13 protein-coding genes are annotated in these 20,584 nt (G+C 71.7%); 3 read left to right on the top strand and 10 right to left on the bottom strand.

Features of this window, described 5'->3' with window-relative positions; genetic code table 11:
- Window positions 1-4: 4 nt before the first annotated feature.
- Complete coding sequence (locus tag OG488_RS30650) at window positions 5-1,036, bottom strand: glutathione S-transferase family protein (protein ID WP_329234675.1); 1,032 nt, start codon at window positions 1,034-1,036, stop codon at window positions 5-7.
- Window positions 1,033-2,544 (bottom strand): MFS transporter, encoded by a 1,512-nt coding sequence (locus tag OG488_RS30645; protein WP_329234672.1) that lies wholly within the window; start codon window positions 2,542-2,544, stop codon window positions 1,033-1,035. Before OG488_RS30645 ends, OG488_RS30650 begins: the two co-directional genes overlap by 4 nt.
- 178 nt (window positions 2,545-2,722) lie before the next feature.
- On the opposite strand from OG488_RS30645, the gene OG488_RS30640 reads away from it, so the two are divergent.
- From OG488_RS30640 to OG488_RS30630, 3 genes are all read left to right on the top strand, one after another.
- Window positions 2,723-3,124 carry a VOC family protein gene (locus OG488_RS30640; RefSeq protein ID WP_329234669.1) on the top strand — a complete coding sequence of 134 codons (402 nt, stop codon included), beginning with the start codon at window positions 2,723-2,725 and terminating at the stop codon, window positions 3,122-3,124.
- 229 nt (window positions 3,125-3,353) lie between these two features.
- The gene (locus OG488_RS30635; protein ID WP_329234666.1) at window positions 3,354-5,945 is read left to right on the top strand and encodes a S8 family serine peptidase; all 2,592 of its coding nucleotides are present in this window, start codon (window positions 3,354-3,356) and stop codon (window positions 5,943-5,945) included.
- The gene (locus OG488_RS30630) at window positions 5,942-8,896 is read left to right on the top strand and encodes a VCBS repeat-containing protein (RefSeq protein ID WP_329234663.1); all 2,955 of its coding nucleotides are present in this window, start codon (window positions 5,942-5,944) and stop codon (window positions 8,894-8,896) included. Before OG488_RS30635 ends, OG488_RS30630 begins: the two co-directional genes overlap by 4 nt.
- 74 nt (window positions 8,897-8,970) lie before the next feature.
- Here the strand turns inward: OG488_RS30630 and OG488_RS30625 are convergent, their stop codons facing one another.
- From OG488_RS30625 to OG488_RS30590, 8 genes are all read right to left on the bottom strand, one after another.
- A complete protein-coding gene (locus OG488_RS30625) occupies window positions 8,971-10,005 on the bottom strand; it encodes an aldo/keto reductase (protein ID WP_329234659.1) in 1,035 nt (344 codons plus the stop codon).
- On the bottom strand, window positions 10,002-13,853 hold the full coding sequence (locus tag OG488_RS30620) for an ABC transporter ATP-binding protein (RefSeq protein WP_443074251.1): 3,852 nt from the start codon (window positions 13,851-13,853) through the stop codon (window positions 10,002-10,004). Before OG488_RS30620 ends, OG488_RS30625 begins: the two co-directional genes overlap by 4 nt.
- Entirely contained in the window at window positions 13,850-15,229 is a 1,380-nt protein-coding gene (locus tag OG488_RS30615) for an LLM class flavin-dependent oxidoreductase (protein ID WP_329234657.1), read from the bottom strand. Before OG488_RS30615 ends, OG488_RS30620 begins: the two co-directional genes overlap by 4 nt.
- A 49-nt stretch (window positions 15,230-15,278) precedes the next feature.
- A complete protein-coding gene (locus OG488_RS30610) occupies window positions 15,279-16,013 on the bottom strand; it encodes an ABC transporter ATP-binding protein (RefSeq protein ID WP_329234654.1) in 735 nt (244 codons plus the stop codon).
- A complete protein-coding gene (locus OG488_RS30605) occupies window positions 15,989-16,870 on the bottom strand; it encodes an ABC transporter permease (RefSeq protein WP_329234651.1) in 882 nt (293 codons plus the stop codon). The genes OG488_RS30610 and OG488_RS30605 overlap by 25 nt, the downstream gene beginning before the upstream one ends.
- A complete protein-coding gene (locus OG488_RS30600; RefSeq protein WP_329234648.1) occupies window positions 16,867-17,931 on the bottom strand; it encodes an ABC transporter substrate-binding protein in 1,065 nt (354 codons plus the stop codon). Before OG488_RS30600 ends, OG488_RS30605 begins: the two co-directional genes overlap by 4 nt.
- Window positions 17,932-17,945: 14 nt before the next feature.
- Entirely contained in the window at window positions 17,946-18,500 is a 555-nt protein-coding gene (locus tag OG488_RS30595; RefSeq protein WP_329234646.1) for a flavin reductase family protein, read from the bottom strand.
- 376 nt (window positions 18,501-18,876) lie between these two features.
- Complete coding sequence (locus OG488_RS30590; RefSeq protein WP_329234643.1) at window positions 18,877-20,130, bottom strand: ROK family transcriptional regulator; 1,254 nt, start codon at window positions 20,128-20,130, stop codon at window positions 18,877-18,879.
- Window positions 20,131-20,584 lie beyond the last annotated feature (454 nt).

Below are 20,584 nucleotides of genomic sequence, written 5' to 3'. Positions count from 1 at the left end.
CCGGTCAGGGGCGCCCGCGCGCCGGGACCTCCTCGCCCGGCGGCACCGGTCCGGGCGGGGTGCCGTCACCGAACGGGCGGCCGCCCAGCTGCTCCCGGTGGTGCGGGGTGAGCCAGCCGGACAGGTCGGGGCCGAGGGGCACGATGCCGGTCGGGTTGATGCCGGTGTGCACCTGGTAGTAGTGCCGCTTGATGTGGTCGAAGTCGACGGTGTCACCGAAGCCGGGGGTCTGGTAGAGGTCGCGGACGTACGCCCACAGGACACGGTCCTCGGCGATCTTGGAGCGGTTGCACTTGAAGTGCCCGTGGTAGACGGCGTCGAAGCGCACCAGGGTGGTGAAGAGCCGGATGTCGGCCTCGGTGATCGTGTCGCCGACCAGGTAGCGCTGCCCGGCGAGGCGTTCGGAGACGAGGTCGAGGCGGCGGAACACATCGACGTACGCCGCTTCGTACTCGCCCTGTCCCGCGGCGAACCCGGCGCGGTAGACCCCGTTGTTGACGTCCCGGTAGACGCCGTCCATGACCGTGTCGATCTCGTCGCGGAGGCGCTCCGGGTAGAGGTCGGGGGCGCCGGGGCGGTGCAGGGCGGTCCACTCGGTGGCCAGGTCGAGCGTGATCCGCTGGTAGTCGTTGGTGACCAGGGCCCGGGTCGGTACGTCGACGATCGCGGGCACGCTGACCCCTCCCGGGTAGCCGCGCTCGCGTGCGTCGTACGCCTCGCTCAGGTACCCGATGCCGAGCACCGGGTCCTTGCCGCCCTCGTCGAGGGTGAAGCGCCAGCTGCGGTCGTCCTGGACGGGGTCGGCGACGGCCAGGGAGAGGGCGCTCTCCAGTCCCAGCAGCCTCCGTGAGACCAGGGCGCGGCTCGCCCAGGGGCAGGCGCGGCTGACGACCAGGCGGTAGCGGCCGGACTCGACGGGCCAGCCGTCACGGCCGTCGGCGGTGACGCGGTCGGCGAAGTGGCTGCGGGAGCGCTTGAAGGGCTTGTGGCCGTAGGAGGTGTTCCCGTCCTGCTCCCGGTCCTCGGTGTCGCTCATGATGTTCCCCTCGGGGCGTCGGTGGCATCGGCGCCCGTGGCGTCGGACGTCTCGGAACGTCTCCTTCCCCGCCTGCCCGCGACGACGTCCGCGAGGGCCACGACGAGGCCCGCGAGGACGAACGCGACGGAGACGAGGAGCCCGTGGTCGTAGGCGTCCGCCCAGTCGCCGGGGCCCAGCTGCGCGAAGAAGACCGAGCCCACCGCGGCGATGCCGATGGACGAGCCGACGCGCTGGCTGGTCTGCAGGGTGCCGCCGGCGCTGCCCGCGTTGTTCACGGGCACCTCGGCGAGGGTGAGGGTCTGGTTGGGCGCGATGACGAGTCCGCTGCCCAGTCCGGCCAGCAGCAGCGGGGCCGCCATGGCGAGCCCGGCGCCCCTCCCCGGCACCAGGTGCGCGGCCAGGGCCGTGAGTCCGAGCCCGGCGGCCACCATGACGAGTCCGACGACGATGAGGGGCCGGCCGAAGCGGCCGACCAGCCGGCCACCGATGCTCGCCGACGCGCCCGCGCCCAGGGCGAACGGGGTGATCGCGAGGCCGGCCTCCAGGGCGCTGTAGTGCAGCCCGGACTGCAGGTAGAGGGTGCTGATGAAGAAGATCGAGGTGAATCCGGCGAAGTACAGCAGGATCATCAGGCAGCCGAGCCAGAAGGACCGGAGCCGGAAGAGCGACAGGTTCAGCACCGGCTGGATGTTGCGGCGCGCGCAGCGGGCCTCCCAGGCGACGAACGCCGCGAGCAGGACCACGGCGACCGGGACGAGCAGCCACTTGCCGTCGCCGGGCCACTGCTGGGCCTGGACGAAGGGCAGGAGCAGGGTGAGGACCCCCGCCCCGAGCAGCAGGACGCCGACGGGGTCCAGGTCGCGCGGGCGCACCCGGGTCGCCGAGGGGGTGTCCGGGAGGAGCCGCCTGGCCAGCAGGAGGCAGACGATCCCGATCGGGAGGTTGACGTAGAACACCCAGCGCCAGCCCTCCTGCGCCCCGGCCCCCTGGATCAGGAGGCCGCCCAGCAGCGGGCCGACGGCGGTGGAGATGCCCACGACGGTGCCGAACATACCGAAGGCGCGGCCCCGCTCCCGTCCGGAGAACATCTGCTGGATGAGCGCGGAGATCTGGGGGGAGAGCAGCCCGCCGGCCGCGCCCTGGAGGAGGCGGGCGACGACGAGCCAGAGACTGGACTGGGCGGCCCCGCAGGCCGCGGAGGCCAGCGTGAAAAGGGCCAGTCCCCACATGAACACCGCGCGGCGCCCCCGGGCGTCGCCGAGGCGTCCGCCCGGGACGAGGACGAGGCCGAAGGCGAGCGCGTAGCCGGAGAGCACCCACTGGAGGTCCGACTCCGGGGTGTCGAGCCCCTCCTTGATGGACGGCAGCGCCACGTTGACGATGGAGACGTCCAGGAGGGTCATGAACCCCGCCACCAGGCAGACGGCGAGGGCGCGCCAGCGACGGGGGTCGGAGGGGCCGGGCCCGGCAGAGCCTGTGTCCCGGTCACCCGCGCTTGCTGCCATGATCCGCACCCTAGGCCGCGGTCCGCCGATCGTCACCCCGGGCGCGCCGTGCGCCCGGATGTCGCGCGCCCGCCGGTCACGGGGAGCGGGTGTCCGCCCCTCCGGATCTCCCCGCCCCGCAGGGACGTTGCCCGGCGGTTCCCGGCGTGTGACGCCCCATCGGGGGTAGCGATGGAGCATGACTGTCGGGAAAACGAGCGTTCTGGTCCTGGACTGCGCCGAACCCATGGAGCTCGCGCAGTTCTACGCGGCTCTCCTCGAAGCGGAGACGCGGATCGGGAGCGATCCCGACTTCGTCGAGATCGTCGGCAACACCGGTGTGCACCTGGCCGTCCGGCGCGACCACGGCTACGCACCGCCGAGCTGGCCGCGCCCGGAGGACTCCCAGCAGGCGCATCTGCGCATACTGGTGGACCCGGGGGACATGGACGAGGCCGAGCGCGAGGCGATAGGCCTCGGCGCCCGGCCCGTGGACACGGGCGACATCAACAGCGGCCCGCGCGACGTCCGCGTCTACACCGATCCGGCAGGGCACTCCTTCTCCCTGTCCGTGTATCCGGCGCGGCGGACGGAGAGCTAGGCAGGTTCGTGCGGTCCTCCGGGCGGTCGCCTCCCTGGCAGGGCTCCACGCAGGAACCCTCAGCCGCGCAGACCCCTTCGAGGCGGCCGGAGCGCCCCGCGCCGGGTCACCTCGGCGAGCCCCGAAGCCATGCGGTGGCGAGGCGAGGGAGCGGACTCAGTAATTCCTCAGTAACGGCAGCTTTCTAGCGTGCGAACTCCACCGTACCGTCCCCGGAGGAGCACCCTCGATGCACCTGCCCCGACCGCCCCGGCGCAGATCCGCCGCATGGGCGACGGCCGCGCTCACCGCGACCGCACTGACCACCGGCGTCCTGCCGGCCGTCGCCGCCGACACCCCGCCCCCCGCCGCCGGCGCTGCCACCGCGAAGATCGACCCGTCGCTGAGCAGCGCCGTCGCCGAGGGCGGCGACACGACCTTCTTCGTCGTCCTGAAGGACAAGGCGGACCTGGCCGGCGCCAGGAAGCAGAAGGCGCACGCCAAGAAGGCCAAGGCCGCCTACCAGGAGCTGCGCGCCCACGCCGACGACAGCCAGGCCCCCCTCAGAGCCTTCCTCGACAAGAGGAAGGTCGGCCACAAGGACTACTGGATCGCCAACACGATCCAGGTCACCGGAGACCGGGCGCTCGTCGACGAGCTCGCGAAGCGCCCGGACGTGGCGTCGGTCGTCAAGCAGCGCACGTTCAAGCTCGACGACATCGAGACCTCCGACAGGAACGTCACCATGTCGCGCACCGCGGCGCTGGGGACCGGCTCGGCCGCCGACGGTACCGACGCGGCGGCGTGGGGTGTCTCCGACATCAAGGCCGATCAGGTCTGGGACCGGTACGAGGACCGCGGCGAGGGCATCGTCATCGCGAACGTCGACTCGGGTGTGCAGTACGACCACCCGGACCTGGTCGCGAACTACCGCGGCAACAACGGCGACGGCACCTTCAGCAACGACTACAACTTCTACGACCCGACCGGGGTGTGCACCACGGCCGCCCCGTGCGACAACAACGGGCACGGCACCCACACCATGGGCACCATGGCCGGGAAGAACGGCATCGGGGTCGCGCCGGGCGCGAAGTGGATGGCTGCCAAGGGCTGCGGCACGGACGAGTGTCAGGAGTCGGACCTCCTCGCGGCCGGACAGTGGATCCTCGCGCCGACCGACCACAACGGCCGGAACCCGCGCCCGGACCTCGCCCCGGACATCGTCAACAACTCCTGGGGCGGCGACGACAACGCCTTCTACAAGGACATCGTCGAGGCCTGGAACTCCGCGGGCATCTTCGAGGCGTTCGCGGCCGGTAACGACGGCGACGGGGTGACCTGTTCGACGACCCATCCGCCGGGCTCACAGGTCTCCTCCTACGGTGTCGGCGCCTACGACTCGGCCGAGAAGATCGCCGACTTCTCCGGTTTCGGCCCCTCCCCGATCGACGGCGGAGCGAAGCCGGACATCGCCGCTCCGGGCGTGCTGGTCCCCTCCGCGTGGCCCGGCTCCTCGTACAACACCATCAGCGGTACGTCGATGGCCACCCCGCACGTCGCCGGCGCGGTCGCACTGCTGTGGTCCGCGGCCCCTTCGCTGATCGGTGACATCGACGGGACCCGCAAGCTCCTCGACGAGGGTGCGCGCGACGTCGACGACACGCACTGCGGCGGCACCGCCGGCATGAACAACGTCTGGGGCGAGGGCAGGCTCGACGTCCTCGCCTCCGTCGACAAGGCCCCGCACACCGCGGCCACCGTCGCGGGCACGGCCACCGACAAGGCGACCGGCGCAGCGCTGCCGAACGTCACCGTGAAGGCCACCGACGCCGCCGGCACGGTCCGTACGGTCGCCACCGGCGCGGACGGCACGTACCGTCTGCCGCTGTCCCCCGGCACGTACTCCTTCACCTTCAGCGGCTACGGCTACGCGAGCGCCTCGGCCACCGGCGTCACGCTCACCGCCCAGCAGACCCTCACCCAGAACATCGCGCTGACCGCGGTCGCCTCGCACAAGGTCTCCGGCACCGTCCTGGACGTCTCCGGCAAGCCCCTGGCGGGCGCGGCGGTGGAGATGAACGGCACGCCGGTGGACGCGGTCACCACGAACGCCAAGGGCCGGTACACCTTCGCCGAGGTCTCCGAGGGCGCCTACGACCTGGTGGTGAAGCCCGCCGCCCCGGTCCTGTGCAACGGCGTCTACACCGGCGCCGCCACCGTCGGCGCCGCGGACCTGACCAAGGACGTCCAGGTCCCGAACCGCACCGACAACTCCGGCAACTCCTGTGCCCCGGCCGCGTACGCGTGGATCGCGGGCTCCAAGAAGATCGCCCTGTCCGGTGACGAGGACGCGGTCAAGGTCACCCTGCCGTTCTCCGTGAAGCACTACGGGGTCGCGTACTCCTCGGCCTCGGTCACCACGGACGGCCTGGTCAACTTCCTGTCCTCGCGCGTCGGCGACTACGACAACACCGCCCTGCCGACCGCCGGCCCGAACGGCGTCAAGGGCATCGTCGCCCCGCTGTGGGACGACCTCACGCTGGACAGGAAGTCGTCCGTGCAGACCGCCACCACCGGGACCAAGGGCAGCCGCACCTTCGCCATCGTCTGGAACGACGCCGCCTACGCCAACGGCACGACGGGCCGCGCCACCTTCGAGGTCGTCTTCACCGAGGCCACCGGCGCGGTGACCTTCCAGTACAAGTCGGTCGCGGACCAGGGCAAGGGCGCCACCGTCGGCCTCGCCGACCAGGCAGGCACCGACGCCCTCCAGTACGCGTACGACCAGTCGGTCATCACCGACGGTTCGGCCATCAGCTTCACGCAGGGAGCCACCTCATGAGAGCCCACCACTCACGGCGGGCCGTCCGGCTCGCCTCGGCGCTGATCGCGGCGGGCCTGTGCCTGACCGCCGCCCCGCAGGCCCTGGCGGCCGACGACGGCGACAGCGGGTCGGCGATGAAGCTGACCAGCACCGAGGCGAGGAAGCTCGCCGCCCATGTGTCCCTCGACCCGTGGGTCGAGGCCGAGGACACCACCGGCACGACGGAGCAGGACGGCTCGGCGGCGGCGGACCCCGGCGCCGACAGCGCTTCCGGCGGCGCCGCGAAGCCGACCGGCGTGTCCTCCGACATCGACCCGGCCACCAAGGTCACCATGACCGCGAAGTCCACGCTGGAAGGCGTGCGCGGCATGGGCGCCACGGTGCCGGTCGGCAAGAGGGGTGACTACTACTCCGTCAACGGCATGGGCTACGTGCAGCTCCACAACGCCGACGGCAGCACGAAGTGGGTCCGCAACAGCAGCTCGTTCTTCACGGACTGGCAGGTCAAGCCGCTCCAGGTGTGGAAGACCGAGCCGTACCCGGCGCAGGTCCTCATGGGCTACAACGCGGTCTCACCGTTCACGCCCCACTCCGACTCCGGCTACTCGACCGGTGACCTGACCGGCGACGGCGTCCCGGACCTGGTGTTCTCGGCGCAGGTCGGCACGCCCCCGTACACGCGGCCGTTCAGCAGCCCGGGTTCGCCGCTCACCACCGGCACGTTCGTGACGGTCCTCGACGGCAGCACCGGCGGCACGCTGTGGTCGAAGCTGTACAACCGCGCCTCCCTGGTGAAGATCGTCGACGGCACCCTGCTGGTCGCCGACGCGCCCCGGATGAGCGGCGACGCGAAGGTCCCGGCCGACGCGACGGCCACCCTGACCGGCATCCGCTTCGCGGCCGGCCCGGACGGCAAGCTGACCCCGGCGTCGACGTGGACGTACGACACCGAGGAAGCCCGTTCCGCGAACTGGGGCGACATCCAGGACCTCGGCAAGGGCGAGGTCGCCGTCTCCTGGAGCCTGGAGAAGGCCGACGGTGTCGACGCGCGCGGACGCACGCTGGTGCTGGACGCCGCCGACGGCTCGGTCACCTGGCAGACCGACAGCGTGCTGTACAACCGCAAGATGCGCCTGGACGCCGGCCGCAAGCGGATCGTCGCGATCGAGCAGGCGGACGCCACGGACGCGGTGCACTACGAGGTCGCCTCGTACGACCTGAGGACCGGGCACCGCGCCACCCTGCAGAGCCGGGACAACGTCGTCCCCACCTCGCTGACGGTCGGTGACCTCGGCGGCAGGGCCGGCGACGAGTACGCGGTGGCCGAGTCCTCCTTCGACGAGAACTACCTCGTCAACGCCAGCACCGTACGCATCGTGGGCGGCGACAGCGCGGACACGCTCCGTTGGTCCAACTCGGTCAAGCGGGACGACGACGACGGCGGCAGCGGCCCCAGTGTCTTCGGCATGACGGTGGCCGACGGGAAGCTGATCACCTCCGCCCAGGACAACGACGGCTACGACGGCGCCGACAACATCGGCGGCAGCCGCTACGGAGCGCTGACCGTGTACTCCGGCAGCGGCACCGTCAAGTGGCAGTCCAGGGGCGCCGCCGCCGCGCCCATGTACCAGGACCTCTACAGCGACGCCGCGGGCACGCATGTGCGCGTGATCGACCAGTCGCAGAACATCCGCACGTTCAAGCTCTCCAACGGCAAGGCCGAGAGCGTCGTCCCCATGCAGGGCGACATCGCCTTCGCCAAGAGCGCCGACCTGGACAAGGACGGCAGGAACGATCTCGTCATGGGCGGCTCGTCGAACGGCGTCTGGGCGTACTCGGGACCGTCCCTCGTGAACGGTGCCAAGCCCGAGAAGCTGTGGCAGGCCACCCTGCCCGGCGCGGTCCACGACATCGAACTCGGTGACGTCAACGGCGACGGCAAGCCCGAGATCGTGGTCGCCGCCGACACCGCGACGGTGGTCCTCAACGGGAGGACGGGCAGGACGCTCGCCACGATCGACGGCGGCGGGCAGTTCGTCCACACGGCGCGGCTGGCCGACCTCGACGGCGACGGCGAGCTGGACATCCTCGTCCCGACCGACGCGCTGCGCGCGTACTACGGCGACGGCCACGCCCTCTGGACGTACAGCGCCCCCGAGGCCGCGGGCGACGTGCGCTTCAGTGACCCGTCGGTGAACGACGGCAGGGTCTACGCCGGATACGCCAGCCTGAACTCCTTCGATCTGGACACTCCGGTGACGAGCGCCGTCGCCGTCAACGCGAAGACAGGCAAGGCCCGTTGGTCGGCCGCTCCGAAGGCGCCGGACAACGCGGTCGGCGGCATCCGCGCACTCACTCCCAACGAGGGTGTCTTCGCCTCCGAGGAGATCCCGTATGCCGACGGGCACGCGGTGATCTACACGTGGGCCGTCAGTGCGCCCATCAAGTGGGACACCGCCGACGCTCTCAGCCCGCAGAACTACTTCGAGATCCGCGACGGCCGCACCGGCGAGGTGCTGCACACCTGGATGTCGGGCGGCGTGTGGACGCACAACAGCTTCTTCGCCAAGGACAAGACCCTCTACCAGGGCGGCACCGCGTCGTTCCGACGCTTCCGGGCGAACGGTGACGACACCATGCAGCTGGTCCTGCCCCAGTCCTACGGCGGTGGCTTCATGACGGGCCCCGGCGGGCGGGAACTGCTGGTCGCCGGCACCGAGGCCGGACTGTACCTGTGGGACCCGAGCATCATCGACTCCGAGGACTCCTGGGCCGACGGCGTCGGCTCCATCACACTCATAGGCGCCCGCAACTACTTCGCGGGGGACCTGGACGGTGACGGTGTCGACGAGGTGCTGTCGCTCAACGGTGACGACTCGGGCCGCCACCGGTTGATCGCCCAGTTCGGCGGCGGCTACTACGTGACCGACTACGGCATCCACCAGGTGACGGCGTACAAGCTCTCCTGAACGAAGCGCTGCCGCAACCGCATCGTGTACCGCAGGGGGGCACACGATGCGGTTGCGGCAGCGTGCCCGAGGGCCTAGACGGAACGCCGCCGCAGCGCGGACTCCGTGAGCGACGGCGGGGTGTACCCGGAGTCGCGTGCGGACAGGTTGGTGCCGGGCGGGACGATCTCGTCGATCCGGTCGAGGACGTCCCGGCTCAGCCTCAGCTTGTCCGCGCCCAGTTGGCTGTCCAGCTGTTCGAAGGTGCGCGGCCCGATGATCGCCGACGTGACGGCCGGGTGTTCGAGCACGAAGGCCAGGGCGAGCTGGACGAGGGTGAGCCCCGCCTCGTCGGCAAGATGCGCCAGGGCGTCCGCCGCGGCCAGCTTGGCGGCGTTCTCCGGTGCGGAGATGTCGAAGCGGGCGGCCTGGCGGTCGGCACGGCTCGACGTGGGCTGCCCGGCGCCGGTGCGGTAGCGGCCGGAGAGCCAGCCGCCGGCCAGCGGGCTCCAGGAGAGCACCCCCAGGCCGTACCGCTGGACGACCGGCAGGACCTCCCGCTCGATGCCGCGCGCCAGCAGGGAGTACGGCGGCTGTTCGGCGACCACGCGCTCGCGGCCCCTGCGCTCGGCGAGCCACTGTCCCTCGACGATCGCGGACGGCTCGAAGGTGGAGGTCCCGATGTAGCGGATCTTCCCCTGGTGGACCAGGTCGGAGAGTGCGCCGAGGGTCTCGTCGAAATCGGTGTCCGGCTCGGGGCGGTGCACCTGGTAGAGGTCGATCCAGTCGGTGCCGAGCCTGCGGAGGCTGTTCTCGACCTCGCGGATGATCCAGCGGCGGCTGTTGCCCCGCTCGTTGGGGTCGTCGCCGAGGCTGCCGTGGAACTTGGTGGCCAGCACCACGTCGTCGCGCCGGCCACCGGCGAGGGCCTTGCCGACGATGGTCTCCGACTCGCCCGCGGAGTAGACGTCGGCGGTGTCGACGAAGTTGATGCCCGAGTCCAGCGCGTGGTGGATGATCCGGACGCTGTCGTCGTGGTCGGGGTTCCCGCGGGGGCCGAACATCATGGTGCCGAGGGCCAGCGGGCTGACCTTCACGCCGGTGCGCCCGAGGGTGCGGTACTCCGTCATCGTGCGTTCTCCTTGACGAGTGCGTCGGTGGTGGGGTGGTCGGTGGGGCCGCCCGCGGGTGAGGGGTTCCCCGTCTGCCGGAAGGCCTCCCACAGGCGGTGGTACGTCCCGTGCGCGGCCAGCAGCGCGGTGTGGGTGCCGCTCTCGACGACTCTTCCGTCGTCCAGCACGACGACCCGGTCCGCGCGGGCCGCGGTGGTCAGCCGGTGGGCCACGACCACGGTCGTACGGCGCCGGGACACCAGGTCGGTGGCTGCGGCGACCCGGCGTTCGGTCGCCAGGTCGAGCGAGGAGGTCGCCTCGTCGAGGAGCAGGATGTCCGGGTCGACGAGCTCGGCGCGGGCCAGGGCGAGCAGTTGGCGCTGCCCGGCGGACAGCCCTCTGCCCCGCTCCCCCACCGGCTGGAGGTAGCCGAGCCGCAGTCCGGCGATCATCTCGTGCGCGCCGACGGCGCGGGCCGCCGCCTCGACCTCGGCGTCGGCCGCCTCGGGGCGCCCGTAGGAGATGGCGTCCCGGACGGTGCCGCTGAAGAGGTGGGCCTCCTGCGGGACGACACCGAGTCTGCGGCGGAAGGCGGCCAGGTCGAGGTCGCGCAGGTCCTGGCCGTCGACCCGGACCGTGCCGGCGGTCGGGTCGTAGAACCGGGCCAGGAGCTTGACGACGGTGGACTTGCCCGCTCCGGTGGCTCCGACCAGGACGACGGTCTCACCCGGCGCGATGCGCAGCGAGAGCCCGTGCAGGACTTCCTGGCCGCCGCCGCCCGCGTAGCCGAAGGACACCTCGTCGAACTCGACCTCTCCGCGCAGTCCGCCGACGTCGCGGGGGTGTTCGGCGGGCGGGGTGCCGGCCGGGGTCCGCATCAGCGTGCGGAGCCGGTCGAGGCCGATGACGGCCTGCTGGTAGCCGTCGAACACCTGGGAGAGCTGCTGGATCGGCGAGAAGAACAGCTCGACGTAGAGGAGGAACGCGATGAGGGTCCCCGCGCTCAGTTCGCCCGCCCCGACCCGCCCGGCGCCGATGACGAGTACGGCGGCCGTGGAGAGGGTGCCGAGGAACTCCACGAACGGGAAGAAGATGCCCATGGAGCGCTGGGCCCGCAGCCGTGAGGTGCGGAAGGCCCAGGCGAGCCGGGCGAAGGCGCGGGCGTTGTGCTCCTCCCGGCGGAACGCCTGGGTGACGCGGATGGCGGTGACGTTCTCCTGGAGGCATGCGTTGACCGCGCTGATGCGTTCCCGGGCCTCCCGGTAGGCGGGAACCGAGTGGTGGCGGAATACGGCGGTGGCGCCGATCAGCACGGGAAGCGCGACGAGCAGGACGACGGCCAGTCCCGCGTCGATGACGAGGAGCGCGGCCAGGACGCCGAGGATGGTCAGCAGGCTCACCACGGCGGTGATCAGCCCGGTCTGGAGGAAGTTCGACAAGGCGTCCACGTCGGTGGTCATCCTGGTCATGATCCGGCCGGCGGGCTCACGCTCGTAGTAGTCGAGTCCGAGGCGCTGGAGCTGCGCGAAGGTCTTCACCCGGAGGGTGTAGAGGAGCCGTTCGCCGGTGCGTCCGGTCGTCCGGACCTGCGCCACGCCGATCAGCCAGTTCGCGGCGACCACCACGGCCGCCGACGCGGCCGCGGCGAACAGCACCCCGCCCGCGTGGTGCGCGACCCCGTGGTCCACTCCGTGCCGTACGAGGACGGGCACGGCGATCTGCGCTCCGGCGTCCAGGGCCACGAGGAGCAGGCCCAGCAGCAGCGGCAGGCGCAACGGCCGCAGCAGGGTGCCGAGATGGAAGTCCGGGTCGGCTGCGACCGCCTGCGTGGTGGAGACCTCAGGATCGGCGGCGGGCAGGGGCATCCGGGCGAGCCCGGCCATGAGTTCGGCGCTGGGCGGCGCGGAGCCGAGCACCCCGCCGCCGGGGCCGCCCCGGCCCGGCCCCGAGGTGGCGGCGGCCTCGGCAAGTGCCTGGGCGGCCCGTACCGCGGTGCCCTCCTCGGCCTCGGCGTCGGCGCCCTCGGCGCGCTGCCACAGGTGCGCGGTGACCCCGTCGGCCGGCGGCGCGGCGGGCGGTTCCGCCTCGTCCCGGTCGGTCTCGGCGGTCGACAGCAGCGTGCGGAACAGGGCGGAGCGCGAGCGGAGTTCGTCCAGGGTCCCGGTGTCCGTGATCCTTCCGCCGTCGAGTACGGCGATCCGGTCGGCGAGCTCCAGTGTCGACCGGCGGTGCGCGATGACCAGGGTCGTCCGGCGACGGGTGGCCTCGTGCAGCCCCGCGTGGATCTCGGCCTCGACGCGGGCGTCGATGGCCGAGGTGGCGTCGTCCAGGACCAGGACGGCCGGGTCCGTGACGAGGGCGCGGGCCAGGGCGAGACGCTGGCGCTGCCCCCCGGAGAGGGTGAGTCCCTGCTCTCCCACCACGGTGTCGTACCCGAGGGGCAGCCGCTCGATGAACTCGTCGGCGCGGGCGGTGCGGGCCGCCCGGCGGATCTGCTCGTCGGTGGCGTCCGGGACGCCGTACGCGATGTTGGCGCGCACGGTGTCGGAGAGCAGCAGGCTCTCCTCGAAGACGAAGCCGATGCGGGAGCGCAGCGAGGCGGAGGTGAGTGCGCGCACGTCGGTCCCGCCGACCCGGACGGACCCCGACGGTACGTCGTAGAAGCGGGGCAGCAGGGCCGCGGCGGTGGACTTCCCCGATCCTGCCGGGCCGATGAGGGCGACGGTCTCGCCGGGTTCCACGTCGAGGCTGAAGCCGTCCAGCAGGGGGTCGGCGTCCCCGTAGGCGAAGGTGACGTCCCGCCAGGAAAGGGCAGGCGGCTCGTCGGGCAGGTCGAGGGCGCCGGGTGCGTCGGTGATCTCCGGTGCCTCGTCGACGACTTCCAGGACGCGCTCGGCGCCGGCGCGCGCCTGCTGCCAGACGGTGAGGAGGGTCGCGACCTGGCGCACCGGGGTGACGAAGGAGCCCAGATACGTGGTGAACGCGAGGAAGGTGCCCAGCGAGATCCGGCCGTGCAGGGCCATCCAGCCGCCGAGGGCGAGGACGGCTACCTGGCCGAGGGCGGGCACGGCCTGCAGCGCGGGGTTGTAGCGGCTGGTGAAGCGGACGACGCGCAGCCGGGAGGCGAACAGGCCGCGGGCGCGGTCCTCCAGTCCGGCGAGCTCGCGGTTCTCCTGGCCGAAGCCCTTGACCACGCGGACGCCGGTGACGGTCGCCTCCACGGCGGAGGCCACCTCGGCGGCCTCCTGCTGGGCGTGCCAGTTGGCGGGGAACAGGTCGCGGCGGCTGCGCAGCGCGATGAGGTACAGCAGCGGGCCGACGACCAGGGCGACCACGGTCAGCAGGGGGGAGAGCACCGCCATGACGACCAGGGAGACGAGGAACATCAGGACGTTGCCCGTGAGGTTGGGCAGGAACTGCAGCAGGGTCTGGATCAGGGTGATGTCGGAGATCGACCGGCTGACCACCTGCCCGGTACGCAGATCGTCCTGCTGGGCGCCGCCGAGTCTCAGCAGGGCCGCGAAGGTGTCGTTGCGGAGGTCGTACTGGACGCCGAGGGAGAGCCGGCCGGAGCGGTAGCGGCGGGTGAAGCTCGCCCCGAAGCGGATGGCCCCGAGGCCGGCGAGGAGGGCGATCCACGGCAGGAGGGACCCGGCGCCGCCCCCCGCCACCCCGTCGACCACATGGCGGAGGACGAGGGGCAGGGCGGCGGTCGCGACGGCGGCCACCAGAGCCGCTCCGAAGGCGAGAAGCAGGTCGGTGCGGTGGCGCAGGCAGTACGCCGACATCCGCCGGGCCCATCCGGACGACCGCTCGCCGGTCCGCTCCGTCCGTGTGCGCCGCCCCGGGTCCGGACAGTCGGTCACCGGGCCCCCGCCGTCGCCAGACCGATGCCGGTGTGACCCTCGGCGGTGTCGACGGTGTCGAACAGCCGGTTGGCGGGCCTGGGCAGGCCGTAGTGCTCGCGCAGGGTGGTCCCGGTGTACTCCGTGCGGAACAGTCCCCGCTCCTGGAGGATCGGCACGACCCGGTCCACGAAGACCGCGAGGCCGGAGGGGAGCACGGCGGGCATGATGTTGAAGCCGTCGGCGGCCCCGCTGTCGTACCAGTGCTCGATGGTGTCGGCGACCTGCTCGGCGGTCCCCGCGAACGTGCGGTGACCGCGTCCGCCCCCGAGTCTGCCGATGAGCTGCCGTACCGTCAGCCTCTCGCGGCGGGCCAGCTCCACCACCAGGGTGTAGCGGCTCTTGGCCCCCTCGATCTCGTCCTCGTCGGGGAGGTTCGCGGGGAGCTCCTTGTCGAGGTGGAGCTCGGACGGGTCGAGCTTCAGCGTCCTGGCGAGCTGGCGCTTGGCGTACTCCGGGACGATCAGCCGGTCGAGTTCGGCGTCCAGTTCCCGCGCCTCGGCCTCGGTGTCACCGATGACCGGGACGATGCCGGGAAGGATCTTGACGCCGTCGGGGTCACGGCCCAGCGCCTCGGCACGCTGCTTGACGTCCTTGTAGAAGGCGACACCCTCCTCCAGGGTCTGCTGCGCGGTGAACACCGCCTCGGCGTAGCGGGCCGCGAAGTCCTTGCCGTTCTCGCTGGAACCCGCCTGCACGAGCAACGGGTATCCCTGCGGTGACCGTTGGACGTTGAGGGGGCCGTCGACCCGGAAGAACTCGCCGGTGTGGCCGATGCCCCGGACCCGGTCGGCCAGCGCGTGGACCCCGGCCTCCTTGTCGGCGACGACCGCGTCGTCCGCCCAGCTGTCCCAGAGCTTCGTGGACACCTCGACGAACTCGGCCGCGCGCCGGTAGCGGTCACGGTGGAGGGGGGTGTCGTCGAGGCCGAAGTTGCGGGCCGCGTCGGCACCGGCCGTGGTGACGATGTTCCAGCCGGCCCGGCCGCCGGAGATGTGGTCCAGCGAGGCGAACCGGCGGGCCAGGTTGTACGGCTCGTTGTAGCTCGTGGACGCGGTGGCGATCAGGCCGATGTGCTCGGTGACGGCGGCGAGCGCGGTGAGCAGCAGGGTGGGTTCGAGCTTGGCGGCGGGCCGCCGGCCGGGGTCGCCCATGAGGACGGGGCCGTCGGCGAAGAACAGGGAGTCCAGGAGGCCGCGCTCGGCGATCCTGGCCAGGTTCTTGTAGTGCTCCAGGTCGGAGTTGGCTTCGGCGTGGCTCTCGGGGAGCCGCCAGGACGCCTCGTGGTGGCCGGTGGACATCAGGAAGGCGTTGAGGTGGAGCTGCTTGCGCGGCATGGTGTCTTCTCCTCGGAGCGTCTCGGAAGGTCGGTGCGTGGGCCGCGGTCTAGGGCTGCGCCACGCCGAGGGCGGCGAGCAGGGTGTCGCGGTACTCCTGGAAGCGGGGTTCGCGACGGGAGCGCGGGGACGGCAGGTCGATCCTGAGGTCGACGGAGATGAGGCCGTCGTCCAGGACGAGGACCCGGTCGGCGAGCTCCACGGCCTCGTCGACGTCATGGGTGACCAGCAGCACGGCGGGGCGGTGGCGTTCGTACAGCTCGCGCAGCAGGTCGTGCATCTTGATGCGGGTGAGGGCGTCGAGCGCACCGAACGGCTCGTCCGCCAGCAGGAGTTCGGGATCGCGCACGAGGGCGCGGGCCAGGGCGGCGCGCTGCTGCTCGCCGCCGGACAGCTCATGGGGCCAGGAGCCGTCGCGGCCCTCCAGACCGACCTCGGCGAGGGCGGTCAGTCCCCGCTCCCGTGCGTCGGGGCCGCGCAGCCCGAGGGTCACGTTGTCGAGCACCCTCAGCCAGGGCAGCAGCCGGGAGTCCTGGAAGGAGAGCGAGACCCTGTCCGGCACGGAGAGTTCGCCGGACCCCTCGACGGTGTGGTCGAGGCGGGCGACCGCTCGCAGCAGGGTGGACTTCCCGGAGCCGCTGCGGCCGAGGAGCGCGGTGAACTCCCCCTGCGCCACGGTCAGGTCGAGCTCCTTGAGGACCTTCCGGTCGCCGAACCGCCGTACGAGCCCGGAGGTGCGGATCGCCGGCCGGGCTTCCGTCAGCCCGCCAGTGTGCGTCGCCATGACAGAGCCTTCCTTTCGACTGCGCGTACCGCTGCGTCGGAGGCGAAGCCGAAGATCCCGTAGGCCACCAGCCCCACGATGATCACGTCGGACTGGGCGTACTGCTGGGCCTGGAACATCATGTAGCCGATGCCGCTGGTGGCGTTGATCTGCTCGACCACGATGAGGCCGAGCCAGGACGAGGTGACGCCGAGCCGCAGGCCGACGAAGAAGCCGGGCAGCGAACCGGGCACGACGACCTTGCGGATGAACGTCGCCCGGCTCAGGTCGAGCCCCTCGGCGAGCTCGACGTACCTGCTGTCGATGCCCGTCAGCGACGCGTAGGTGTTGATGTACATGTTCACCGCGACCCCGAGGGCGATCACGGTGACCTTCATCTGCTCGCCGATGCCGAGCCAGAGGATCAGCAGGGGGAGCATCGCCAGGGAGGGAATGGCGCGCTTGATCTGGAGGGGGCCGTCCAGCAGGTACTCACCGCTGCGGCTCAGCCCCGCCGCCACGGCCAGGACCACCCCGGCCGACACGCCGAAGAAGAGGCCGAGTCCGGCGCGCTGGAGCGAGATCAGGACGTTGTCCTGGAGACGGCCGGTGGCGACGAGGTCGACCGCGGTGGAGAACACGGTGCCGGGCGAGGAGAGGATCCGCGGGTCGAGATAGCCGGACGTGGAGGCCGCCCACCACACGAACACCAGGATCGCCGGGCCGATCAGCCGGCCGAACGGCAGGGCACGGCCGGGCCCGAGCCGCCTGCGGGTTCCCTTGGAGACGTGGGCCGTCCCCCCGGCGGCGGGCGGTCCGGCCGGTCGCTCCACCGTCTGCGCGCGGTCCGTCCGCGCCTTCGCCAACAGGTCGGTCATGACCCCTCCCGGTACTCGGCGGCCACGGCCTGGGCCGCCAGCCCTTCGAAGCGGCGGTCGAACAGTTCGGAGGCCTTCTGCTCCGGCACGAAGCCCCCTTCGGCCAGCAGGTCGGCGGTCTCCTGCTCCCAGTCGAGGGCCTCGTCCCAGCTGACCGGGAACTGCGGCTTGTGCTGGGAGTCGACGATGCGCCTGCCGTCCTCCTTCGACACGCCCTGGTCCTTCACGTAGTACGTGTCGATCCACTCGTCCTGGTTCTCCCAGGCCCACACCTGGCCGCGCGCCCACAGCGGGACGAAGCTGCGCACCGCCTTGGCCTTCTCCGGGTCGTTGAGGACCTCGTTGGGCGCCCAGAGCACGGTCAGCAGGTCGACGACCTCCGTCCTGACACCCCGAGCGCCGTCCTTGCCGTACTGGTCGAGGTATTTGGTGAGGGTCGGTTCGCCGAGCGGCGCCACATCGACCTGGGCGGACTGGAGCGCGGTGAGGAACTGCGTACTGGGCAGGGCGACCAGTTCGACGTCGGAGTTCTTCAGCCCGGCCTCCTTGAGCGCCCGCAGGACGACGACGCCCTGGGCCTGGCCCTGGGAGAACCCGATCTTCTTGCCCCGGAAGTCCTCGGCCTTCCGGATGGACGAGCCCGGGGCCGTCGCGAAGGTGTACAGGGGGTGCCGCCGTATCTGGACCGCGACGATCTTCGCCTGGACGCCGATGGCGTGTGCCTGGATCGGCGGGATTCCGGCATTCGTGGCGAGGTCGATGGATTTCGCGCGGAATCCCTGGATGATGTCGGGCCCGGCGGAGAGGTTCGGCCACTCGGTGACGGTGAAGGGGAGTTCCTTGGCCAGCCCCGCCGCACCCAGCTGGAGTTGCGTCGAACGGGCGGCGATCTTCAGTTTGGTTCCGGACGCGGGATTCCCGGACGGAAGAGCTCCCGCGGGTTCCGCGGTGGCCACGGATTTCGTCTGGGGAGAGCAGGCGGCGAGACCCAGCACGGCGCCTCCCGCAAGAGTGAGGAACGACCTCCGGGCCAGGGCCCGACTGTTGTCATGACGTGTCATGGTGAATTTCCTGATCACTGGTCGGGCGCGGGGCGGAGGGAGTGGTAGGAGCCGTCGTGGAAGAGCAGCGGGCTGCGCCCCTCGTCCAGCCAGGACTCCTCGACCCGGGCGACGACGATGCGGTGGTCGCCTGCCGGGACGACGGTCTGGACGGTGAGCCTCAGCCAGCCGGCCACCCCGTCGAGCACGGGCTCCCCGCCGGGCAGTCGGCCCCACCGGGTCGGCGCGGCGAAACGGTCGATGCCACTGGTGGCGAACGTGGTCGCCAGCTGTGCCTGTTCGGCACCGAGGAAGTTCACGACGGCCGTCGAGGCCCGCTCGATGTGGGGCCAGGACGAGGTGGACGTCCCGATGCCGAAGGAGACCAGCGGCGGGGCGAGGGACAGGGAGCTGAGCGAGGTCGCGGTGAATCCCACCGGTCCGTGACCGGCGTCGGCGGTGACGACGACGACACCCGCGGGATGCCTGCGGAAGGCCTTCTTGAAGCGCTCGGGTGCGATACCGGGGACGGCTGCGGTGGCGGTTTCGGACGATGGGACGGCTGCGTACGAGGACACGGTGACGGTCAATGTCTCTCCCCGGTCGGAAGGCGGAATTCGGGCGTGCGGAATCACGATTCGGGCGTGCGGAATCACGCGAGGAAACAGGAGCACGCGAGGGCACACAGGAGCGCACAGGAATGCGCTGGACAACAGGCGGATGGAGAATCACGCACGGATGCGGACCGCCCGTAAATGCGGCTGTGAGGTTACCGGTTACCCGGACAGGGGCGACAACAGGTACGCCGGGCATATTCGCTCGTCGGCGCGGCCGCGCGGCAGGAGTGTGCCCGTTGGGACACGTTCCCTGAATTCCGCTGTCGGCTGGTCATGAATCCATCTTCCCGTTCGTCCTGCGGCCGGTCAACAATGCAACGAATTGAATTAAAGCGGGAATCGGCGGCGCTCAGGAGACCGCGGGCAGCGCGGGCCACGGCCCCAGCGGGTCCGTGTACAGGGCGCCCAGCGCCACGGCACCTCCCGCGGTGGCCAGCACCGATCCGGTGAAGCTGCTCGGCACCACGGCCCGTTCCGGGTCCTCGCAGACCCAGGAGCGCATCCCCACCTCTTCCCGGAGGTCGGCGAGGCACTCCGGCAGCCGGCCCGCTCCGGGCTCGACCACGACCAGGCACTCCGGGTCGAACATGTCCAGGAGCAGCGCCGCGGCCCTGCCCACCAGACGGGCGCGACGCCGGAACAGGGCCACGGCACGGGGCTCGCCCGCCATGGCGTGGTCCAGCAACTCCTGGAACGTCCCGACGTACAGGCTCTGTTCGGCGGCACGGCGGATCATGGCCCGTTCGGACACCTCGGACTGCAGGCACCCGGTGCGTCCGCACCTACAGGGCTCCGCGTCCCCCGACCCGCCGGATCCCAGGGGGAGATGGGCCACGCTGCCCGCACCGGAGCGAGGGCCCCGGTGCAGCTCACCCGCGGTCGCGAAGGCCCCGTCGACGACCGCGCCGATGAAGAGCAGGACCGTGCTGGCCCGGGTCGACACCTCGCCGAACATCTGCTCCGCGCGGGCCAACGCCCGTGAGTGGCTGTCCACATGGACGGGCAGCCCGGTGGCGGCGGCCAGGACCTCGCGCACCGGGACGGCACGCCAGCCGAGGTGCGGGTGCTCCACGACGACTCCCGCGGCCGGGTCGACCCGGTGCCCGGTGGCGACGCCCAGCGCCAGCACCTGCCGTCCGGCCGCGTGCGCGGCCGTCAGCAGGGGCAGCCGGGCCGCCAGGTCGTCCAGGATCCGGCGCGGGTGGGTGCTGGTGTGCGGTCTGCGGTCCTCCGCCACGACCCGGCCGCGCAGGTCCATCAGGGCGACCGTCGAGTGCGCGACCGCGATGTGGGCGCCGGCCACCAGGAAGCGGGTGGTGTCGATCTCGACGGGTACGTGCGGGCGTCCGAGTCCGCGCGGTCCCGTCGTCTCCGCGCTCTCGCGGACCAGTCCGCGGGACAGGAGCTGCCCGACGTGCCCGGTCACCGAGGCGGGTGAGAGGCCGGTGAGCCGCGCGACGGTGGAACGGGCCACCGGACCGTGGTCGAGGATCGCGCCCAGCACGGATCCCGTACCGGAGGCGCGGCGGGCCTGTCCGCCGGAAGGGATCTCGGACCGGCGCGGGGGCCGGGTTCGGCGGGTGGGAGCGGGCAGACTTGTCACAGGTGTCTTCCAGGTCCTCGATGGCAGCGTGCGTGGAGGTGAGTACCCTTGCGGGGGGCCTCCTGACGGAACCGGGCGGCGTGGTGCCGGCCTGGGTCCCGCTGGGCCATGACGGGGCGTCCTGCGCGGAGCCGTGGAGGCGGAGGCCTCGGTCAGGCGCGCGGACTGCGGGCGTTCAGTCCCGGTGACACGCCGCGGAGCACACGCGCTTCAGGTCGACATGACCTCGCGTCGTCAGGTGTGCGGATCGCTGCATGTCACGCAACGTATCCGGAACGCCGTGAGCCGGTCAAACGTCTGACCGCATGGTGGACTCCGGCGTCCATGGCCGCCCTCGGACCCCGCGGGGGTGCGCGCGTCGGGCCGGGAGCCGCCGAACTCCAGTACGGGAGCGGGCTGATGACGCCCGGAATTAACCTCCCGTCTCTTGCCACGACGGGTCTACGCGCATAGC

Source organism: Streptomyces sp. NBC_01460, from assembly GCF_036227405.1.
Lineage (GTDB): Bacteria > Actinomycetota > Actinomycetes > Streptomycetales > Streptomycetaceae > Streptomyces.
This window is presented reverse-complemented; position numbering and strand designations above follow the sequence as displayed.

Excerpts from the sequence above, each read along its gene's own strand:
- OG488_RS30600 (WP_329234648.1), bottom strand. The coding sequence starts at position 17,931 with ATGACACGTCATGACAACAGTCGGGCCCTGGCCCGGAGGTCGTTCCTC.
- OG488_RS30625 (WP_329234659.1), bottom strand. The coding sequence starts at position 10,005 with ATGACGGAGTACCGCACCCTCGGGCGCACCGGCGTGAAGGTCAGCCCG.
- OG488_RS30645 (WP_329234672.1), bottom strand. The coding sequence starts at position 2,544 with ATGGCAGCAAGCGCGGGTGACCGGGACACAGGCTCTGCCGGGCCCGGC.
- OG488_RS30615 (WP_329234657.1), bottom strand. The coding sequence starts at position 15,229 with ATGCCGCGCAAGCAGCTCCACCTCAACGCCTTCCTGATGTCCACCGGC.
- OG488_RS30605 (WP_329234651.1), bottom strand. The coding sequence starts at position 16,870 with ATGACCGACCTGTTGGCGAAGGCGCGGACGGACCGCGCGCAGACGGTG.
- OG488_RS30640 (WP_329234669.1), top strand. The coding sequence starts at position 2,723 with ATGACTGTCGGGAAAACGAGCGTTCTGGTCCTGGACTGCGCCGAACCC.
- OG488_RS30630 (WP_329234663.1), top strand. The coding sequence starts at position 5,942 with ATGAGAGCCCACCACTCACGGCGGGCCGTCCGGCTCGCCTCGGCGCTG.
- OG488_RS30635 (WP_329234666.1), top strand. The coding sequence starts at position 3,354 with ATGCACCTGCCCCGACCGCCCCGGCGCAGATCCGCCGCATGGGCGACG.
- OG488_RS30610 (WP_329234654.1), bottom strand. The coding sequence starts at position 16,013 with ATGGCGACGCACACTGGCGGGCTGACGGAAGCCCGGCCGGCGATCCGC.
- OG488_RS30650 (WP_329234675.1), bottom strand. The coding sequence starts at position 1,036 with ATGAGCGACACCGAGGACCGGGAGCAGGACGGGAACACCTCCTACGGC.